Source organism: Pseudomonas sp. PP3 (genome assembly GCF_905336995.1).
Classification (GTDB): domain Bacteria; phylum Pseudomonadota; class Gammaproteobacteria; order Pseudomonadales; family Pseudomonadaceae; genus Aquipseudomonas; species Aquipseudomonas reinekei.
Genome location: NZ_HG995459.1, coordinates 2823110 through 2840327, shown reverse-complemented (window position 1 = coordinate 2840327; position 17218 = coordinate 2823110). Strand labels below are relative to the sequence as shown.

The following is a 17218-nucleotide window of genomic DNA, read 5'->3' as shown; positions in this document are numbered from 1 at the left end:
GGACCGATATCCATGAACACCACCGAAAGCCTCAAGGACTACCAGCGCGTGCGCCTGCTGGCGATCCGTTCGTTGTTCGAGATCATCGAGCAGTCGAGTGAAGGCACGGTGATCGTCGACCGCGACGCCAACATTGTCTGGATGAACGAGCGTTATGCCCGGCGATTTGGCCTGCAATCGGCCGAAGGCGCGATTGGCAAAGCCTGCGAAAGCGTGATCCCCGGAAGCCTGCTGCGTGAAGTGGTGCGCACCGGCCGGCCGATCCTGCTCGACATGCAGGACACCCCCAAAGAACCCCTGGTGGTCATGCGCCTGCCGATACACGACGACGCCGGCGAGGTGATCGGCGCGATCGGTTTTGCCCTGTTCGATGAACTGCGCAGCCTGTCGCCGATGCTCAAGCGCTACATGAGCATGCAAGAAGAACTGGCGTCGACCCGTTCGCTGTTGCGGGCGCGGCAGACCAAATACAACTTTGCCCATTTCATAGGCACCAGCGCCGCCAGCCTGGAAGTCAAACGTCGTGCCCGGCGCAGTGCCAGCACCGAGTCGCCGGTGCTGCTGCTGGGTGAAACCGGCACCGGCAAGGAATTACTGGCGCAGGCGATTCACAATGCTTCGCCGCGAGCACACAAGGCGTTTGTCAGTATCAACAGTGCGGCGATCCCGGAATCGTTGCTGGAGGCCGAATTCTTCGGCACCGCCCCCGGCGCCTTTACCGGCGCTGATCGCAAGGGCCGTGCCGGCAAGTTGCAGATCGCCCAGGGGGGCACCCTCTTCCTCGATGAAATCGGCGACATGCCGCTGCCGCTGCAAAGCAAACTGCTGCGGGTGTTGCAGGAGAAGGAATTCGAGCCGGTGGGTTCCAACGAGGTGATCCAGAGCGATGTGCGGGTGATCGCTGCAACTTCGACTGATCTGGAAGCGGCAATCAAGCGCGGCGAGTTCCGTGCCGACTTGTATTACCGCCTCAATGTCCTGCCGATCCAGGTGCCGCCGTTGCGCGATCGCCTGGACGATCTACCCGCCCTCAGCGAAGCCATTCTTGAGGAACTGCGCAGCCAGCATGAACTGCACAGCGAAGCGCTGGCCTTGCTAAGTCAACACGCCTGGCCGGGGAACATTCGCGAACTGCGCAACGTACTGGAACGGGCCGCTTTGCTCAGTGATGACCTGCGGCTTTCGGCAACCGACATCCGCGCGGCTATCGGCACATTTACCCCCGTTGAACGCCCAGCGCCATTGACCCTCGAGCCGCTGGAACACGAGACGTTCAGCGCGGCGCGGGAGCGTTTTGACCGGCAATTGATTGAAACCACCCTGGCGCAATGCGGGGGCAAGGTGATTGAAGCCGCGGCGCGATTGGGGCTTGGGCGGTCGACGTTGTACAAGAAGATGGTGGCATTGGGGATTGTAGATTCTCTGTAAAGAGACTCTGGTCTCTTTTTGTAGAAACGCCCCGAGAGCGCTTTACACCCATCGCCAGCACGCTGGCTCCTACAGGTTTTGAGTGTGCGGCCATCCGTGGTTCACCCTTACCGCAGGAGCCGGCTTGCTGACGATGAGGCCCTGAGCCTCAACAGAAATCCCGATACAGAGACAAAAATCTCACAACTCACTGGCCAATCTAAAAATATTCATATATTTCAATGCGTTACAGAGTTGGCACGCATCTCGCTATTGCCCCTCCCCACAACAGAACCACCCTTACAAAAATAACAATCCCAGGAGACACACCATGAGTGTGATCATTGCCTTGGCAGCTCTTACGCTGCTGATGCTGGCTGCCTACCGTGGCTACAGCGTTATCCTTTTTGCCCCGATTGCCGCCCTCGGCGCCGTCCTGCTGACCGACCCTTCCGCCGTCGCACCTGCTTTCACCGGTGTGTTCATGGAGAAAATGGTCGGTTTCATCAAGCTGTACTTCCCGGTATTTCTGCTCGGTGCGGTGTTCGGCAAACTGATCGAACTGTCCGGTTTCTCGCGCTCCATCGTCGCCGCCGCCATCCGCCTGCTCGGTACCCGTCAAGCGATGCTGGTGATCGTGCTGGTCTGCGCCTTGCTGACTTACGGCGGCGTGTCGCTGTTTGTGGTGGTGTTCGCGGTCTATCCGTTTGCCGCTGAAATGTTCCGCCAGAGCAACATCCCCAAGCGCCTGATCCCGGCGACCATCGCCCTGGGTGCGTTTTCGTTCACCATGGACGCCCTGCCCGGCACCCCGCAGATCCAGAACATCATCCCGAGTACGTTTTTCAACACCACCGCCTGGGCTGCGCCATGGCTGGGTGTGATTGGTACGATTTTCGTGTTCTGCGCCGGCATGCTGTTTCTCCAGCGTCAGCGCAACAAGGCTCAGCGCGCCGGTGAAGGTTATGGCACCGAACTGCGCAACGAGCCGGAAACCGCAGCCGACATTAAGCTGCCCAACCCGTGGATCGCCCTGTCGCCGCTGTTGGCCGTGGGCATCATGAACCTGCTCTTCACCCAGTGGATCCCCCAGTGGTACGGCAAGACCCACAGCCTGGCGCTGCCGGGCATGTCCGCGCCGGTGACTACTGAAATCGCCAAACTCACCGCCATCTGGGCGGTGCAGGCTGCGCTGCTGGTCGGCATCCTCATGGTGCTGGCGTTCGGCTACAAGGCCATCGGCAGCAAACTTGCCGAAGGCAGCAAAAGTGCGGTCAGTGGTGCCTTGCTGGCGGCGATGAACACCGCTTCGGAATACGGCTTTGGCGCGGTCATCGCTTCCCTGCCCGGCTTCCTGGTGCTGGCCGACTGGCTGAAGAACATTCCCGATCCGCTGGTCAACGAAGCGATCACCGTCACCTTGCTGGCGGGGATCACCGGTTCCGCGTCGGGTGGCATGAGCATCGCCCTGGCGGCCATGTCCGAACAATTCATCGCGGCAGCCCACGCCGCCAACATCCCGCTGGAAGTGCTGCACCGCGTGGCCTCGATGGCCAGTGGCGGCATGGACACCCTGCCGCACAACGGCGCGGTGATTACCTTGCTCGCGGTGACAGGCCTGACCCACCGCGAAGCTTACAAAGACATTTTCTGTATTACGCTGATCAAGACCCTGGCGGTATTTGTAGTGATTGGCACTTTCTACGCCACTGGCATTGTGTGAGGTATTGATGACGACTCTTTCGGGCAAGACCGCACTGGTTACCGGTTCCACCAGCGGCATCGGCTTGGGGATCGCCCTGAGCCTGGCCAAGGCTGGCGCCAACCTGATCCTCAACGGTTTCGGCGATGCGTCAAAAGTGATCGCTGAAGTCGAACAGTTCGGCGGCAAGGTCGGCCATCACCCGGCCGACGTCAGCGACCCGGCGCAGATCGCCGACATGATCGCCTACGCCGATCGCGAATTCGGCGGCGTCGATATCCTGGTCAACAACGCCGGCATCCAGCACGTGGCGCCGGTGGACGAGTTCCCGGTGGAACGCTGGGATTCGATCATTGCGATCAACCTGTCATCAGTGTTTCACAGCACCCGCCTGAGCCTCCCGGGCATGCGCGCCAAGGGTTGGGGCCGGGTCATCAACATTGCTTCGGTGCATGGCCTGGTGGGTTCAACCGGCAAAGCCGCTTACGTGGCCGCCAAGCACGGCGTGATCGGCTTGACCAAAGTGGTGGCCCTGGAAACCGCCACCACTAACGTGACCTGCAACGCGATTTGTCCCGGCTGGGTGTTGACGCCGCTGGTGCAGAAGCAGATCGATGACCGCGCCGCCACCGGGATCGACCCACAGCAGGCGCAACATGACCTGCTGGCCGAGAAGCAACCTTCGCTGGAATTTGTCACCCCGCCGCAACTGGGCGAACTGGTGCTGTTCCTGTGCAGTGAAGCCGGGGCTCAGGTACGGGGCGCGGCGTGGAATATTGATGGTGGGTGGTTGGCGCAATAAGGCGCCGCTGTACCCTGTGGCGAGGGAGCTTGCTCCCGCCGGGTGGCGAAGCCGGCCCAAGTGATTCCCGGACAAAACCGGCTGCCTGTGTTGCGACTGCTGCGCAGCCGAGCGGGAGCAAGCTCCCTCGCCACAAAAAGCCTGTGCGTGTGTAATAAGAAAAAAGGGGGACACCCATGTCAGAAATTCTGTGGCAACCCAGTGCCGAACGCATCGGCAAGACCCGCATGGAAGCCTTCCGGCGCTTCATCAATCAGCGGCATCATCTGCACATCGACGACTACCCGGCCCTGCATCAATGGTCCATCGATCAACGCCAGGACTTCTGGCAAGCCATCGTCGACTTCTTCGACCTGCGCTTTCATCAGCAACCCGACGCGGTGCTGCTCGAAGGTGCGCAAATGCCCAGCGCCCAGTGGTTTCCCGGCGCCACCCTGAACTTTGCCGAACACTTGCTGCGCCGTCGCGACGATGCGGTGGCCGTGGTGGCCGTGGCGGAGAACGGTCAGCGCGAACAATTGACCTGGGCCGAACTGGCAGAACATGTCGCCGGTTTTCAGAACGGTTTGATCGCCGCAGGCGTCGGCGTTGGCGACCGGGTGGCGGCGTGCATGCCCAATACCTGGCAGACATTAGTCGCCATGCTCGCCACCACCAGCCTCGGCGCGATCTGGTCCTGCTCTTCGCCAGACTTCGGCACCCAAGGAGTGATCGACCGCTTCGGCCAGATCGAACCCAAAGTGCTGGTGACCTGCGCCGGTTATCGCTACGCCGGCAAAGAGATCGACCAGCGTGCCAAGGTCAACGAAATCCTTGAGCGACTGCCATCGTTGCAGCAACTGGTCATCGTGCCTTACGCGCGGCCGGAGGCGCACATCGAAGACTTCCACACAGCCGCCAACGTCACGCTGTGGGACGACTTCTACTTCCCCGGCGGCGAGCCGGATTTCACCCCGGTGCCCTTCGATCATCCGCTGTACATTCTCTATTCCAGCGGTACCACCGGCGTACCCAAATGCATCATCCACAGCACTGGCGGCGTGCTGCTGCAGCACGTCAAGGAACACGGCTTGCATTGCGATCTCGGCCCCGGAGAACGCCTGTTCTACTACACCACTTGCGGCTGGATGATGTGGAATTGGCTGGTCTCGGCCCTCGCGGTCGGGAGCGCCGTGGTGCTGTACGACGGCTCCCCCTTCCAGCCAGACCCCGAGCGTTTGCTCGACCTGATCGACGACGAGCGCATCAGCGTCTTCGGCACCAGCCCCAAGTACCTCGCCACCCTGGAAAGCAGCGGCGTCAAACCCAAGCACAGCCATGATCTGGGCAGCCTGAAAACCCTGCTCTGCACCGGATCGGCCCTCTCGCCCCAGAGTTACGATTACGTCTATCGCGACTTCAAGCCGGACGTGTGCCTGGCCTCGATGTCCGGCGGTACGGACATCGTCTCCTGTTTCGTCAACGGCAACCCGATGTCGCCAGTCCGGCGCGGCGAAAACATGGGCAAGAGCCTGGGCATGGCCGTCGAAGTATGGAACGACAACGGCCAACCGGTGATTGGCGAAAAAGGCGAACTGGTCTGCACCCGCCACTTCCCGGCGATGCCCATCGGCCTGTGGCATGACCCCGACGGCGAAAAGCTCAAGGCCTCGTATTTCAGCCAATTTCCCGGCGTGTGGGCGCAGGGCGATTACGCCGAGCAACTGGCCCATGGCGGGATGATGATCCACGGCCGCTCCGACGCCGTGCTCAACCCCGGTGGCGTGCGTATTGGCACGGCGGAAATCTACCGCCAGGTGGAAAAAGTCCCGCAGGTGCTCGACAGCGTCGCCATCGGCCAGCAATGGCAAGACGATGTGCGGGTGGTGTTGTTCGTGCGCCTGACGGAAGGCGTCGAGCTGGATGAAGCACTGCAGCAGCAGATCCGCCAGGTCATTCGCGCCAACACCACGCCGCGTCATGTGCCGGCGAAAATCGTCGCGGTGACCGACATCCCTCGGACCATCAGCGGTAAAGTCGTTGAACTGGCGGTGCGTAATGTGGTGCATGGGCAGAAGGTGAAGAATACCGATGCGCTGGCCAATCCAGAGGCATTGGAGCAGTTCCGGGACCGCCCCGAACTCGACACCTGAAAAATCGCCTGCAGGGGGACTTTTGTCAGTCGACGAGTCCCCAATCGCCTGGCGGTGCGTGGGCGTTGGGTGTGGCTTCGGCATGTAGTTTCAAACGCAAGCGCAAGTTGTTCACCGAATCGGCATGTTTGAGCGCCTCTTCCTCATCAATCACGCCTTCGACGACCAGTTCGAACAGGGCCCCATCGAACGTCTGCATCCCCAGCGCCGTTGATTTCTCCATCACGCCCTTCAATTCGGAAAACGCGTTGCGCCGAATCAGATCGCCGATCGTCGGCGTTCCCACCATCACCTCCACTGCCACCCGTCGTTGTCCATCGCGGCTGCGCACCAGCCGTTGGGAAACACAGGCCTTGAGATTGTTGCCCAGATCATTGAGCAATTGCCCGCGCCGCTCCTCGGGAAAGAAGTTGATCATGCGGTCCAGTGCCTGATTGGCGTTGTGCGCGTGCAGCGTGGAGATCACCAGATGCCCGGAGTCGGCAAACGCCAGCGCGTGCTCCATGGTGTCGCGATCACGGATCTCGCCGATCAGTACCACGTCCGGCGCCTGACGCAGGGTGTTTTTCAACGCGGCATGAAAACTGCGGGTGTCGACGCCAACCTCGCGCTGGTTAATGATGGATTTCTTGTGCCGGTGGATATACTCGATGGGGTCCTCAATGGTGACGATATGGCCACTGGCATGCCGGTTGCGATAATCGATCAGGGCCGCCAGCGAGGTAGACTTGCCGGAATCGGTGGCGCCGACGAACAACATCAAGCCTTGCTTGAGCATCACCGTTTCCAGCAATACCGGCGGCAGCTTGAGGTCTTCGTAGCGCGGGATGTCGAGTTTGACGTTGCGCACCACCATTGAAGTGTCATTGCGCTGCTTGAAAATATTGACCCGGAAGCGACCAATTCCCGGCAGGGAGATCGCCAGGTTCATCTCCAGCTGACGATCGAACTCCAGTCGCTGTTCGGCGTCCATGATGGACGCGGCAATCGCTGCAATTTCTCCCGGCTTGAAGGGCGGGTCGGCAAGGGGTGTCAGAACACCGTCGAACCGCGCACTGGGTGGTGCGCCGGTGGACAGGTAGAGATCGGAGCCATCCTGGCTGGCCAGGCGTTTCAACAATGCATCGATTTCCATGGCAAAAAGCACCCGCAAAGCATTCAATGAAAAAATGACCCGAAACCGGTCATTCAGCGTCTAGCCGTAATAGTAGACGCCGCCACACCGACTTTTGTGCAGGACACCTTGATGAACGCATCACCGACCGGCAGCGATGCCCAGGCCTTGATTGCCCGACTGGACTGGGCGAACAGTCCGCTGGGGGCCGCCAGTAACTGGCCGCAAAGCCTGCGAACCGCCGTGGATATCGTGATTCACTCGCCGATGCCGATGTTGCTGCTCTGGGGTCCGCAGCTGACGCAGATCTACAACGACGGCTTCGCCCTGCTTGCGGGCAGCAAGCATCCGCACGCTTTCGGACAGCCAACACACCAAGTCTGGCCAGAACTCCAGGACTTTACCGACCCGATTTACAGCGCCGTCCTACAAGGTCAGGTACGAACCTACAGCGAGCAGCGGTTCACCCTGCAACGTAACGCCGTCGATTCCGACTTCTGGCTTGATCTGACCTACAGCCCGATCCGCGACGAAAACGCTGAAGTCGCCGGAATTCTGGTCACTGCCATTGAAACCAATGAGCGCCGACGCATCGCCCTGGAACTGGAGCAGCGCTCGGCCGCCAGCCTCAAGGCGCAACAGGACACCGAAGAACGCTTGCAATTGGCCCTCTCCGCCACCGACGCGGTGGGTACCTGGGATTGGGACATCAGCGAGGACCGTTTCATTGCCGATGCGCATTTCGCCCAATTGCACGGCATCGATCCGGCCATGGCCGGCCAGTTACCGATCAGCGACTATCTGCACGGCGTTCACCCCGAAGACCGCGCCATGATTGCCCGCAACATCAAGCACTGCATCACTCACGGCACCGAATACGCCGAGGAATATCGCCTGTTGCAGCCCGATGGCCAATTGCGCTGGGTGTTTGCCCGCGGGCGTTGCTACAAGGACCATCACGGCCGGCCGATCCGTTTCCTCGGCGCGGCCCTGGACCTGACCGAACGCAAAAACACTGAGCAGGCCCTGCGCCAGAGCCAGACCGAGTTGCAGCTGATCATCAACGCCATGCCGATCCTGATCAGCTACGTCGACCGCGAGGAACGCTTTCGCCTGAACAACGCCGCGTATCTGGACTGGTACGGCCTGACACCTCAAGAGCTCTATGGCCGGACAATTCTAGAAGTCCTCGGCGATGAGGCCTACGCCCTGCGCGCCGAGCACATTGCCCAGGCGCTGAGCGGCAAGCCGTGCTGTTTCAGCATCAATACGCCGCACCGCGACGGCAGCATCCGCCACGCCTTGATGAACTATTTGCCGCGCCACGGTGCCGACGGCGCGGTGAACGGTTTCTACATCTTCGTGATCGACGAAACCGAGCGTAAACAGACCGAAGAAGCCCTGCGCAATCTCAACGAAACCCTCGAAGAACGGGTCGCCGCCCGCACCCAGCAACTGGCCGAAAGCAATCAGCGCCTGCAAAACGAAATGTTCGAACGCGAACGCGCCGAAGATGCCTTGCGCCATGCGCAGAAAATGGAAGCGGTGGGCCAGCTCACGGGCGGCATTGCCCATGACTTCAACAACATGCTCACAGGTATCATTGGCAGCCTCGATCTGATGCAACGCTACATTGCCGAAGGGCGAACCGAAGAAATCGGTCGTTTCACCGAAGCTGCGGTGTCCTCGGCCAACCGCGCCGCCGCCCTCACCCATCGCCTACTGGCGTTTTCCCGACGACAGTCGCTGGATCGCAAACCGCTGAACGCCAACGACCTGATCCACTCCCTGGAAGACCTGCTGCGGCGAACCAAGGGCGATCACATCGAGCTCATGCTGCAACTGACCGAAGATGCCTGGCCGGTCAGCACCGACGTCAGCCAACTTGAAAACGCCCTGCTCAACCTGGTGATCAACGCCCGGGATGCCATGCCCGATGGCGGTGAGCTGCGCATCGAAACCGCCAACGTCTTCCTCGACAGCAGCGACATCAACACCCTGGAACCGGTCAAGGCCGGTGATTACCTGATGATCGCCGTCAACGACAACGGCACCGGCATGACGCCCAAAGTGCTGGCCAAGGCGTTCGACCCGTTCTTCACCACCAAACCCATCGGCCAGGGCACCGGGCTCGGACTATCGATGATCTATGGTTTTGCGCAACAGTCGGGCGGCCACGTCAGCCTGTTCAGCCTGCCGGGCCAAGGCACCAGTGTGCGCTTGTATTTGCCGCGACTGCATGCAATGGAGCAGGAAGACGTTTTGAAGCCGGTCATCAGCGAAGCGCCACCGGCGATTGCCGGGGAAACCGTGGTGTTGGTGGAAGACGACCCGGCGGTGCGCATGCTGGTGCTCAACCTGCTCAAGGAGCTGGGATATCACGCCCACGAAGCCGAAGATGCGAAATCCGCCCTGCCCTTGCTGGAGTCAGGGATGCGGGTCGACCTGCTGGTGACGGATGTCGGCCTGCCGGGAATGAACGGACGGCAATTGGCGGAAATCGCCCGCCAGCATCGTCCGGGACTGAAAGTGTTGTTCATGACCGGGTACGCGCAGATGGCTGCCGAGCGTCAGGGGTTTCTCGAAGAAGGCATGGACATGGTGGCCAAACCGTTCTCCATTGATCTGCTGGCCCACAAGATTCGCACGATGATCGGCCAAGCCGGGTGAGTTAGGGCATAATCCCGCGCCCCGCCGTCAACACCGTTACAAGGTACTTGCCCCATGAAAGCTCAAGCGCGCCACATTCTGGTGAAAACCTCGGAAGAAGCCGAGCAGCTCAAACAACGCATCGCCAAGGGCGAAGCCTTTGATGTGCTGGCCAAGAAATACTCCACCTGCCCGTCCGGCAAGCGTGGCGGTGACTTGGGTGAAGTGCGGCCGGGGCAGATGGTCGGCGCCATTGATGCGGTGATCTTCAAAAAACCGCTGCGGGTGGTGCATGGGCCGATCAAGAGCAAGTTCGGTTATCACCTGGTGCAGGTGTTTTACCGGGATTGAGTGGTTGGCTTTCGGGCCTCATCGCGGGCAAGCCAGCTCCCACAGGATGTGTGAGTGACCACAGATTTCAGCTGCAGCAAAAAGCCTAGGGGAGCCAAGCTGCCAGCTCCCACAATGTTTGAGGGTGTGGCTGTAACTCATGACAACCCGCTAATCCCTGTGGGAGCTGGCTTGCCAGCGAACCGATGGCGCAGCCAGCGGCCATCCTGCTCTTACCTTGGAATTAAAGCTCCCGGCACCTGAATCACCCGGCTAGCCAACCGGTGTCCTGCCTCGGCGGCCTCCACCGGGCTCGCGCCCTTGAGCCGTGAGGCCAGATACGCGGCACTGAACGAATCCCCCGCCGCCGTCGTGTCCACCACCTGCTCGACCTTCTGCGCCGGCACCTCGAAGGACTCGCCCGCACAACGAATCAGACATGCCTCGGCACCACGCTTGAGCACCACTTCCGGCGTGCCGATCTGCTCGTACGCCTCAAACACTGCCTCGCAATCGGCAAAATGGAACAGCGCCTGCTCGTCATCGACGGTCAGCAGCGCGAGGTCTACGTACGGCAAAACACTGCGATAGGCAGCCCGCGCCTCTTCAACCGAAACCCAAAGCCGCGGCCGGTAATTGTTATCGAAGACGATCCGCGCATCACGCTGCCGGGCCTCGTTCAGGGTTTCGAGCAACTTTTCCCGGCCTTTCACGCCCAGTACCGCCAAGGTGATGCCACTGAAATACAGCACATCGTAATCCGGCAGCGCTGCCAGGATCGGCGCGGCGGCCGGGGTGGTGAAGCAATCGCGCACGGCGGCTTCGTTGCGCCAATAGAGAAAACGGCGTTCGCCGGCGGCGTCGGTCTGAATGCAGTACAAACCCGGCAAACGCCCGGGCAAACGCTGGACCATGCCCAAGCCGATGTTTTCGTCGGACCAGCTCTGGCACATGGCATCGCTGAAACTGTCGTCGCCCAGGGCGGTGACATAATCCACGCGGCCGGCGGCGCCCAGCTCACGGGACAGGTAGACCGCGGTGTTCAAGGTATCGCCGCCGAAGCTTTGTTGCAGGCTGCCGTCGGCGCGGTGTTGCAGTTCGATCATGCATTCGCCGATCAGGGCGATGCGTGGGGTGTCGGGGCCAAGGGTGCTGATGATGTTCATTATTGTCGGGTCTCTGGTGTATCGGTGTTGTCTGGTCAGGCCTCATCGCGGGCAAGCCCGCTCCCACAGGGTCAGCGAAAACCCTCTGGGCGCTGGCTTGCCGGCGATGGCCGCACCTCGGTCGCAAACCTTAGAAACAGGTTTCCATGGTCTCGATGACATTCAACTGCTCATCCACCAGACACCCCACGCGCCACTTGTCGAACGTCAGGCACGGGTGCGAAGTGCCGAACGAAATGATATCGCCCACACGCAATTCAACCCCAGGCGCCACGGACATGAATGCATGCTGGTCCATCACCGCCGTCACCTTGCAGGCACCGACATCGTCACCCGTGGCCGGCACCACGCCAGCCTTGTAACGCAGCAGCGGCACCGGCAAACCGGCGTCGTAGGCCACGTCGCGTTTACCCAGGGCAATCACCGCAAAGCCCGGCTCCGGCAACGACTGCACGTGCGCCCAGACTTCCAGCGCTGGCCGCAGGCCTTCGTGTAAATCGCTGCGACGGTCGAGGACGCAGCATTGCGCCTCTTTGTAGATGCCGTGGTCATGAGCAACGTAGCTGCCTGGACGCAACACGCTGAGGAAGCGACCCGCCGCGTTTTGCGCCTCGAACTCTTCGGCAATCAAGTCGTACCAGGCCGAACCGGAAGCGGTAATGATCGGTTTGGCGATGGCGAACGCGCCGCTGTCCTGCAGCTGCACCGCCAGGCGCACCAAAGACCCGGCAAACGCGCGGATGCCGCTGACAGCGTGATCACCGTGAATGACGCCTTCGTAGCCTTCGATCCCGGTCAGGGCCAGCGCCGGTTGCGCTGCAATGGCCTTGGCCAGGTCGAGCACTTCCTGCTCGCTGCGGCAACCGCAACGCCCGCCCACCACGCCGTACTCGATCATCACGTTCAGCCGCACGCCGCGCGAGGCGAAATACGCGCCCAGGTCAGCGACGTTGTCCGGGTGATCGACCATGCAATAAAAGTCGAAAGTCGGGTCAGCCAACAGATCCGCAATCAACGCCATGTTCGGCGTGCCGACCAACTGGTTGGCCATCAACACCCGGTGCACGCCATGGGCGAAGGCCGCGCGGGTTTGCGTGGCGCTGGCCAGGGTGATGCCCCAGGCACCGGCGTCCAGTTGTCGACGAAACAGCGCCGGGGTCATGCTGGTTTTGCCGTGGGGCGCGAGTTCAGCGCCGCTGTTGCTGACAAAGTCCTGCATCCAGCGGATGTTGTGTTCCAGCGCTCCGCGGTGCAGCACCAGCGCCGGCAGGCTGACGTCGCGTACCAGGTTAGCGCCCGTATGGGCAAAGCCCTTTTCCACGGCGGCAGTATTTTTGGCAGAAGACATGGTTGAACTCCTCACATTCGCGGCCGCAGTCAGCCGCTACTATTCGTTGATGCGACGGGCCAGGCTGTTGGCGCTGTCGATCAGCACCCGGCGGTAGTCGTTGTAATTGTTCTTGGCATCGGCCCGGGGGGCAACGATGCACAGGGTCGCGATGGCCACGCCGTTGGGGTCTTTGACCGGGGCGGCGAAGCAATGGGTAAAGGTGTCGGCGACGCTATCGAAAGAGAAAAACCCATCGAGCCCGGCCTGACGGATTTCTTTCAGAAATTGCTCCAGCGGCAAACGTTCGCCGTCGGGCAAAATGAAGTCATCGTGGTCGATCAGGTCAACGATTTGCTGGTCACTGAGGTGCGCCAGCAACAGGCGCCCGGACGCGGTCCAGGGAATCGGTGCGTTTTCGCCGATGTCCGAAGAGATGCGGAAATGCCGCTCGCCCTCCTTCATCAATGCCACGGTGTATTTGCGGCCGTTGAGCAGGCACATCTGCGCGGTTTCACGGGTCTGGCTGACGATTTCCTGCAGGGCGTGATCGGCCTCGCGGGTCAGGTCGAAATGCCGCAGATGCGCCTGCCCCAGGAAGTACAACTGGCGACCGAGGTAGACGTGACCGTCTTTGCCGACCGGTTCCAGAATCCTGCGCTCAAGCAAAGACGCCACCAGTTCGTAGACCGTGGATTTGGGGCTGCCGATGCCATTGGCGATGTCGTTCGGGCGCAGGGGCTGGCCGACTTCCTTGAGGAAGTCGAGGATATCGAACGCCCGGTCCAGACCGCGTGCCCGGCGCTTGATGGTGTCTTCGGTCATTTCAATGGTTCCCATTCAGAGTGCCGGGAGTTTACCGAGAGTGCAGCGTTGAATGTTGGGCCGCCATCGCTGGCAAGCCAGCGCCCACAGGGATACTGGGTGTGCGGGGCAGCACACAACACCTGTAGGAGCTGGCTTGCCAGCGATGCAGGCACCGCCGATTCAAGCCTTTTTCTTGTACGCAATGCAGTCAATCTCAACCTTGCAGTCGACCATCATGTTCGCCTGCACGCAGGCACGGGCCGGGGCGTGTTCGGGTTTGAAATACTCGCTGAAGACCTTGTTGAAACTGGTGAAATCCCGCGGGTCTTCCAGCCATACGCCAGCACGCACTACGTCTTCCAGGCCATAACCGGCTTCTTCGAGAATCGCGATCAGGTTTTTCATGGTCTGGTGAGTCTGTTCGACGATGCCGCCAGTAATGATCTCGCCGTCCACCGCCGGCACCTGCCCGGAAACGTGCAGCCAGCCATCGGCTTCAACGGCGCGAGCGAAAGGACGAGGCGTGCCGCCTGCAGCGGCGCTGCCGGTGCCGTAACGAGTGATGCTCATGAGTGTTTCTCCTGTTTGAAAATTGAAGGCTCAAAAACGCGTGTTTTTGAGAAATTCCGCCAGACGCGGCGATTGCGGGCGCTCGAACAGTTCCTTGGGAGGCCCCTGCTCTTCGATGCGCCCCTGATTCATGAAAACGATCTTGTCCGAGACCTCGAAGGCAAAACGCATTTCGTGGGTCACCAGGAGCATGGTCATGCCGTCTTCGGCCAGGCCCTTGATCACGTTGAGCACCTCGCCCACCAGTTCCGGGTCGAGGGCCGAAGTGACTTCGTCGAACAACATCAGGCTCGGGTTCATCGCAATCGCCCGGGCAATTGCCACGCGCTGTTGCTGACCGCCGGACAACTGACCGGGAAAGTGATCCCGGCGCTCCAGCAGGCCGACCCGCTCCAGCCATTTCTCCGCCAGGGCCACGGCCTCGTCCTTGTGCAGTTTCTTCACCTTGAGCAAGCCCAGGGTGACGTTCTGCAGCGCGGTCAGGTGCGGGAACAGGTTGAACTGCTGGAACGCCATGCCGGTCATGGCGCGATGACGGGCAATGACTTTTTCCGGGTGGCGGATACGCTTGCCGTTGACTTCGTCATAGCCGATGGACTCACCGTCGAGCAGGATCTGCCCGCCCTGGAATTCTTCGAGCATGTTCACGCAACGCAGCAGCGTGGTCTTGCCCGAGCCGCTGGAACCGATCAACGTCACCACGTTGCCGCGCTGCAGGGTCAGGTCGACGCCCTTGAGCACATCGAGCTGGTCGTAACGCTTGTGCAGGCCACGAATGTCCAGCAGCGGCTGGCCGTTTTGGGTGTTGGATTGAACGTGAGTCATGGCAAGGCCACCCGCTTTTCAATGTGCCGGCCGAGTAATTCGATGCCGTAGTTGATGACGAAGAACAGAAAACCGGCGAACAGGTAAAACTCCAGGGTCATGAAGTTGCGAGCGATGATCTGCTGAGTGCTGAGCAGCAGCTCGGCCACGCCGATCACCGACAGCAGCGTCGAAGCCTTGACGATCTCGGTGGACGAGTTGACCCAGGTCGGCAGGATCTGCCGCAGCGCCTGAGGCAACAGCACGTAGCCAAGGGACTGGTAGAACGTCAGGCCGATGGCCTTGCTCGCTTCCATCTGCCCACGGGGCAAAGCCTGCAACGCACCGCGCACGATCTCGGCGACGTGGGAACCGCAGAACAGCGTCAGTCCCAATGCACCGGCCTGGAACGCGCTGATCTGCCAACCCAGTGCCGGCGCCATGTAGAAGCACGCCAACACCAGCACAAACACTGGCGTGCCGCGAATCACGTCCACGTAAAAACGAAACGGAGCGCGCATCCAGAACTTGCCGTAGGTCAGCACCAGACCGGCAAACACGCCGACCACCGTGCCGAGCAAAATCGCCAGCGCCGACACCTGCACACTGGTCAAAAAGCCTTGCCAGAGCGGCTCGCGTGCGACCCACAACTCATGCAACCAACTGGGGGATTCGTACATGGGGCCTCCTATCGGCGGATCGCCAGACGCTGTTCGAGGTAACGCAGCATCATGGCAATGAGGTAGCAGGCCGCGACATACAACGCCGTAGTCACCAGCCAGGTTTCGATCACCCGGTAGCTTTCGACATTGATCTTGCGCGCGTAATAGGTCAGCTCCGGTACGGCAATTGCGGCCGCCAGCGAGGTGTCCTTGAACAGCGAAATGAAGTTGTTCGACAGCGCCGGCAGCACATTGCGCAGCATCACCGGCACGGTGACGTAGGCCTTGACCTGCCACTCGCCCAGGCCGATCGCCAGGCCCGCTTCACGCTGGCCCTTGGGAATGCTCAGCAGCCCGCCGCGGAACACTTCGGTCAGGTACGCCCCGGCATACAACGACAGGGTAATGATGAACGACGGGATCTTGTCCAGACGAATCCCCAGGCTCGGCAACGCAAAGTAGATCAACAGGATCAACACCAGAATCGGCGTGTTACGGACCACCGTGACATACACCGATGCCAGCACCCGCAACGCGCGGTGCTTCGACAACAAAGCAAACGCCATCAGCAGGCCGATCACGCAGCCGATGGCGATCGACACCAGCGCCAGCTCCAGGCCCAGACCGAGCCCCGCCAGCAAGGTGTCGAAATCGCGCCAGACGGCGGCAAAGTTCAACTGATAGTTCATGGTCGGCAGTACCTTGAGCGGAGCGCCTGTCGGCGCCCCACTCTCACGGGATCATTTGAATTCGACAGGGAAACCGATGGCAGGAGACGGCAGGTCTACGCCAAACCACTGCTTGAACGACGCCGCGTAAGTCGGGAACTCGACGCCGGTCATGGCTTCATGCAGGGCGGTGTTGACGAAATTCAGCCAGTCCTGATCTCCCCGCTTGACTGCGCAGGCATAGGTTTGCGGGCTCCAGGCGTAGGCCGGGCTGCGATAGCGACCGGCGTTCTGCACCATCAGGTATTTCACCGAAGACTGGTCGGTGGCCGCCGCGTCGGCGCGTCCGGAGTTCACGGCCTGATACATCAGGTCAACGCTGTCGTATTGATCGACCTTGGCCTTGGGCAACGCCTGGTGCACCAGCTCTTCGGCATAGACGTTCTGCAATACCGCCACGGTCAGGCCATCGCCGGCCGCTTGCATGTCTTCGATTTCCTTGTACTTGCTGTTGGCCGGCAGCAGCAGGCCAACGCCTTCGCGGTAGTACGGCAGGGTGAACGCCACTTGCTGCGCCCGGCTCGCGGTCACGGTGATGAACTGGCAGCTCATGTCGACCTTGTCGGTCAGCAGGTTGGGTATCCGCGCATCGGACGACTGGACCACGAACTCGACCTTGCTCGGATCGTTGAACAAGCCCTTGGCCACAATGCGCGCAATATCAATATCAAAGCCCTGCAACTTGCCGTCCGCACCCTGGAAATGCCACGGCGCATTGGTACTGCCGGTGCCCACAATCAGCTTGCCACGGGCCAGAACACTGTCGAGCTTACCGTCCGCTGCCTGGGCCGCACCCATGGCAGCAGCCGAAGCTGCGAAAAGAAAAACACACGCTTTGAATAACGAAGGTCGGCGATGCATGGCAAGCACTCCTGGATGATGTGTATTCCGCTATACCGGAACTTGGTATGTAACAACGGAATAGACAGCAGAAAGTGTGCCACAGGATGTGCAAGGAATGTAGGGGGGATTGAAAAGTGTTTTGAATCAGGGGGATGCGTCGAAAGACGAGAAAACG

Annotated in this window: 15 protein-coding genes; 6 read left to right on the top strand and 9 right to left on the bottom strand. The window is 60.8% G+C overall.

The features are described from left to right. Nucleotides 1–12 precede the first annotated feature (12 nt). The 4 genes from KHO07_RS12915 to KHO07_RS12900 all read left to right on the top strand — a co-directional run bounded on the left by KHO07_RS12915 (nucleotide 13) and on the right by KHO07_RS12900 (nucleotide 6043). Nucleotides 13–1428, top strand: a complete 1416-nt coding sequence (locus KHO07_RS12915; protein ID WP_212627417.1) for a sigma 54-interacting transcriptional regulator — start codon at nucleotides 13–15, stop codon at nucleotides 1426–1428. A gap of 310 nt (nucleotides 1429–1738) precedes the next feature. Continuing rightward, on the top strand, nucleotides 1739–3130 hold the full coding sequence (locus KHO07_RS12910) for a GntP family permease (protein ID WP_212627416.1): 1392 nt from the start codon (nucleotides 1739–1741) through the stop codon (nucleotides 3128–3130). 7 nt (nucleotides 3131–3137) lie between these two features. Further along, entirely contained in the window at nucleotides 3138–3911 is a 774-nt protein-coding gene (locus tag KHO07_RS12905; RefSeq protein WP_212627415.1) for a 3-hydroxybutyrate dehydrogenase, read from the top strand. A 176-nt stretch (nucleotides 3912–4087) separates the two neighbouring features. After that, on the top strand, nucleotides 4088–6043 hold the full coding sequence (locus tag KHO07_RS12900) for an acetoacetate--CoA ligase (protein ID WP_212627414.1): 1956 nt from the start codon (nucleotides 4088–4090) through the stop codon (nucleotides 6041–6043). A gap of 25 nt (nucleotides 6044–6068) precedes the next feature. On the opposite strand, the gene KHO07_RS12895 is transcribed toward KHO07_RS12900, so the two are convergent. Beyond that, nucleotides 6069–7178 (bottom strand): PilT/PilU family type 4a pilus ATPase, encoded by a 1110-nt coding sequence (locus tag KHO07_RS12895; RefSeq protein ID WP_212627413.1) that lies wholly within the window; start codon nucleotides 7176–7178, stop codon nucleotides 6069–6071. Between the two features lie 111 nt (nucleotides 7179–7289). Here KHO07_RS12895 and KHO07_RS12890 point away from each other — a divergent pair, with 111 nt between their 5' ends. After that, nucleotides 7290–9827 carry a PAS domain-containing protein gene (locus tag KHO07_RS12890; protein ID WP_212627412.1) on the top strand — a complete coding sequence of 846 codons (2538 nt, stop codon included), beginning with the start codon at nucleotides 7290–7292 and terminating at the stop codon, nucleotides 9825–9827. Nucleotides 9828–9881: 54 nt separating this feature from the next. Continuing rightward, nucleotides 9882–10157 (top strand): peptidylprolyl isomerase, encoded by a 276-nt coding sequence (locus KHO07_RS12885; RefSeq protein WP_007933743.1) that lies wholly within the window; start codon nucleotides 9882–9884, stop codon nucleotides 10155–10157. Nucleotides 10158–10369: 212 nt separating this feature from the next. On the opposite strand, the gene KHO07_RS12880 is transcribed toward KHO07_RS12885, so the two are convergent. The 8 genes from KHO07_RS12880 to KHO07_RS12845 form a co-directional block, all read right to left on the bottom strand. Beyond that, nucleotides 10370–11302, bottom strand: a complete 933-nt coding sequence (locus KHO07_RS12880) for a sugar kinase (RefSeq protein ID WP_212627411.1) — start codon at nucleotides 11300–11302, stop codon at nucleotides 10370–10372. Between the two features lie 130 nt (nucleotides 11303–11432). Beyond that, nucleotides 11433–12650 (bottom strand): amino acid deaminase, encoded by a 1218-nt coding sequence (locus KHO07_RS12875; protein WP_212627410.1) that lies wholly within the window; start codon nucleotides 12648–12650, stop codon nucleotides 11433–11435. Between the two features lie 39 nt (nucleotides 12651–12689). Then, entirely contained in the window at nucleotides 12690–13454 is a 765-nt protein-coding gene (locus KHO07_RS12870) for an IclR family transcriptional regulator (RefSeq protein WP_150734277.1), read from the bottom strand. Between the two features lie 162 nt (nucleotides 13455–13616). Next, nucleotides 13617–14006, bottom strand: a complete 390-nt coding sequence (locus KHO07_RS12865) for a RidA family protein (RefSeq protein ID WP_103393151.1) — start codon at nucleotides 14004–14006, stop codon at nucleotides 13617–13619. Nucleotides 14007–14036: 30 nt separating this feature from the next. After that, entirely contained in the window at nucleotides 14037–14831 is a 795-nt protein-coding gene (locus tag KHO07_RS12860) for an amino acid ABC transporter ATP-binding protein (RefSeq protein ID WP_212627409.1), read from the bottom strand. After that, nucleotides 14828–15490 (bottom strand): amino acid ABC transporter permease, encoded by a 663-nt coding sequence (locus KHO07_RS12855; RefSeq protein ID WP_212627408.1) that lies wholly within the window; start codon nucleotides 15488–15490, stop codon nucleotides 14828–14830. Before KHO07_RS12855 ends, KHO07_RS12860 begins: the two co-directional genes overlap by 4 nt. A gap of 8 nt (nucleotides 15491–15498) precedes the next feature. Continuing rightward, a complete protein-coding gene (locus KHO07_RS12850; RefSeq protein ID WP_075944736.1) occupies nucleotides 15499–16161 on the bottom strand; it encodes an amino acid ABC transporter permease in 663 nt (220 codons plus the stop codon). A gap of 51 nt (nucleotides 16162–16212) precedes the next feature. Further along, the gene (locus tag KHO07_RS12845) at nucleotides 16213–17061 is read right to left on the bottom strand and encodes a transporter substrate-binding domain-containing protein (RefSeq protein ID WP_212627407.1); all 849 of its coding nucleotides are present in this window, start codon (nucleotides 17059–17061) and stop codon (nucleotides 16213–16215) included. Nucleotides 17062–17218: the final 157 nt, after the last annotated feature.

Coding starts and splice junctions, on each gene's coding strand:
- KHO07_RS12915 (WP_212627417.1), top strand. CDS start 13: ATGAACACCACCGAAAGCCTCAAGGACTACCAGCGCGTGCGCCTGCTG.
- KHO07_RS12910 (WP_212627416.1), top strand. CDS start 1,739: ATGAGTGTGATCATTGCCTTGGCAGCTCTTACGCTGCTGATGCTGGCT.
- KHO07_RS12905 (WP_212627415.1), top strand. CDS start 3,138: ATGACGACTCTTTCGGGCAAGACCGCACTGGTTACCGGTTCCACCAGC.
- KHO07_RS12900 (WP_212627414.1), top strand. CDS start 4,088: ATGTCAGAAATTCTGTGGCAACCCAGTGCCGAACGCATCGGCAAGACC.
- KHO07_RS12895 (WP_212627413.1), bottom strand. CDS start 7,178: ATGGAAATCGATGCATTGTTGAAACGCCTGGCCAGCCAGGATGGCTCC.
- KHO07_RS12890 (WP_212627412.1), top strand. CDS start 7,290: ATGAACGCATCACCGACCGGCAGCGATGCCCAGGCCTTGATTGCCCGA.
- KHO07_RS12885 (WP_007933743.1), top strand. CDS start 9,882: ATGAAAGCTCAAGCGCGCCACATTCTGGTGAAAACCTCGGAAGAAGCC.
- KHO07_RS12880 (WP_212627411.1), bottom strand. CDS start 11,302: ATGAACATCATCAGCACCCTTGGCCCCGACACCCCACGCATCGCCCTG.
- KHO07_RS12875 (WP_212627410.1), bottom strand. CDS start 12,650: ATGTCTTCTGCCAAAAATACTGCCGCCGTGGAAAAGGGCTTTGCCCAT.
- KHO07_RS12870 (WP_150734277.1), bottom strand. CDS start 13,454: ATGACCGAAGACACCATCAAGCGCCGGGCACGCGGTCTGGACCGGGCG.
- KHO07_RS12865 (WP_103393151.1), bottom strand. CDS start 14,006: ATGAGCATCACTCGTTACGGCACCGGCAGCGCCGCTGCAGGCGGCACG.
- KHO07_RS12860 (WP_212627409.1), bottom strand. CDS start 14,831: ATGACTCACGTTCAATCCAACACCCAAAACGGCCAGCCGCTGCTGGAC.
- KHO07_RS12855 (WP_212627408.1), bottom strand. CDS start 15,490: ATGTACGAATCCCCCAGTTGGTTGCATGAGTTGTGGGTCGCACGCGAG.
- KHO07_RS12850 (WP_075944736.1), bottom strand. CDS start 16,161: ATGAACTATCAGTTGAACTTTGCCGCCGTCTGGCGCGATTTCGACACC.
- KHO07_RS12845 (WP_212627407.1), bottom strand. CDS start 17,061: ATGCATCGCCGACCTTCGTTATTCAAAGCGTGTGTTTTTCTTTTCGCA.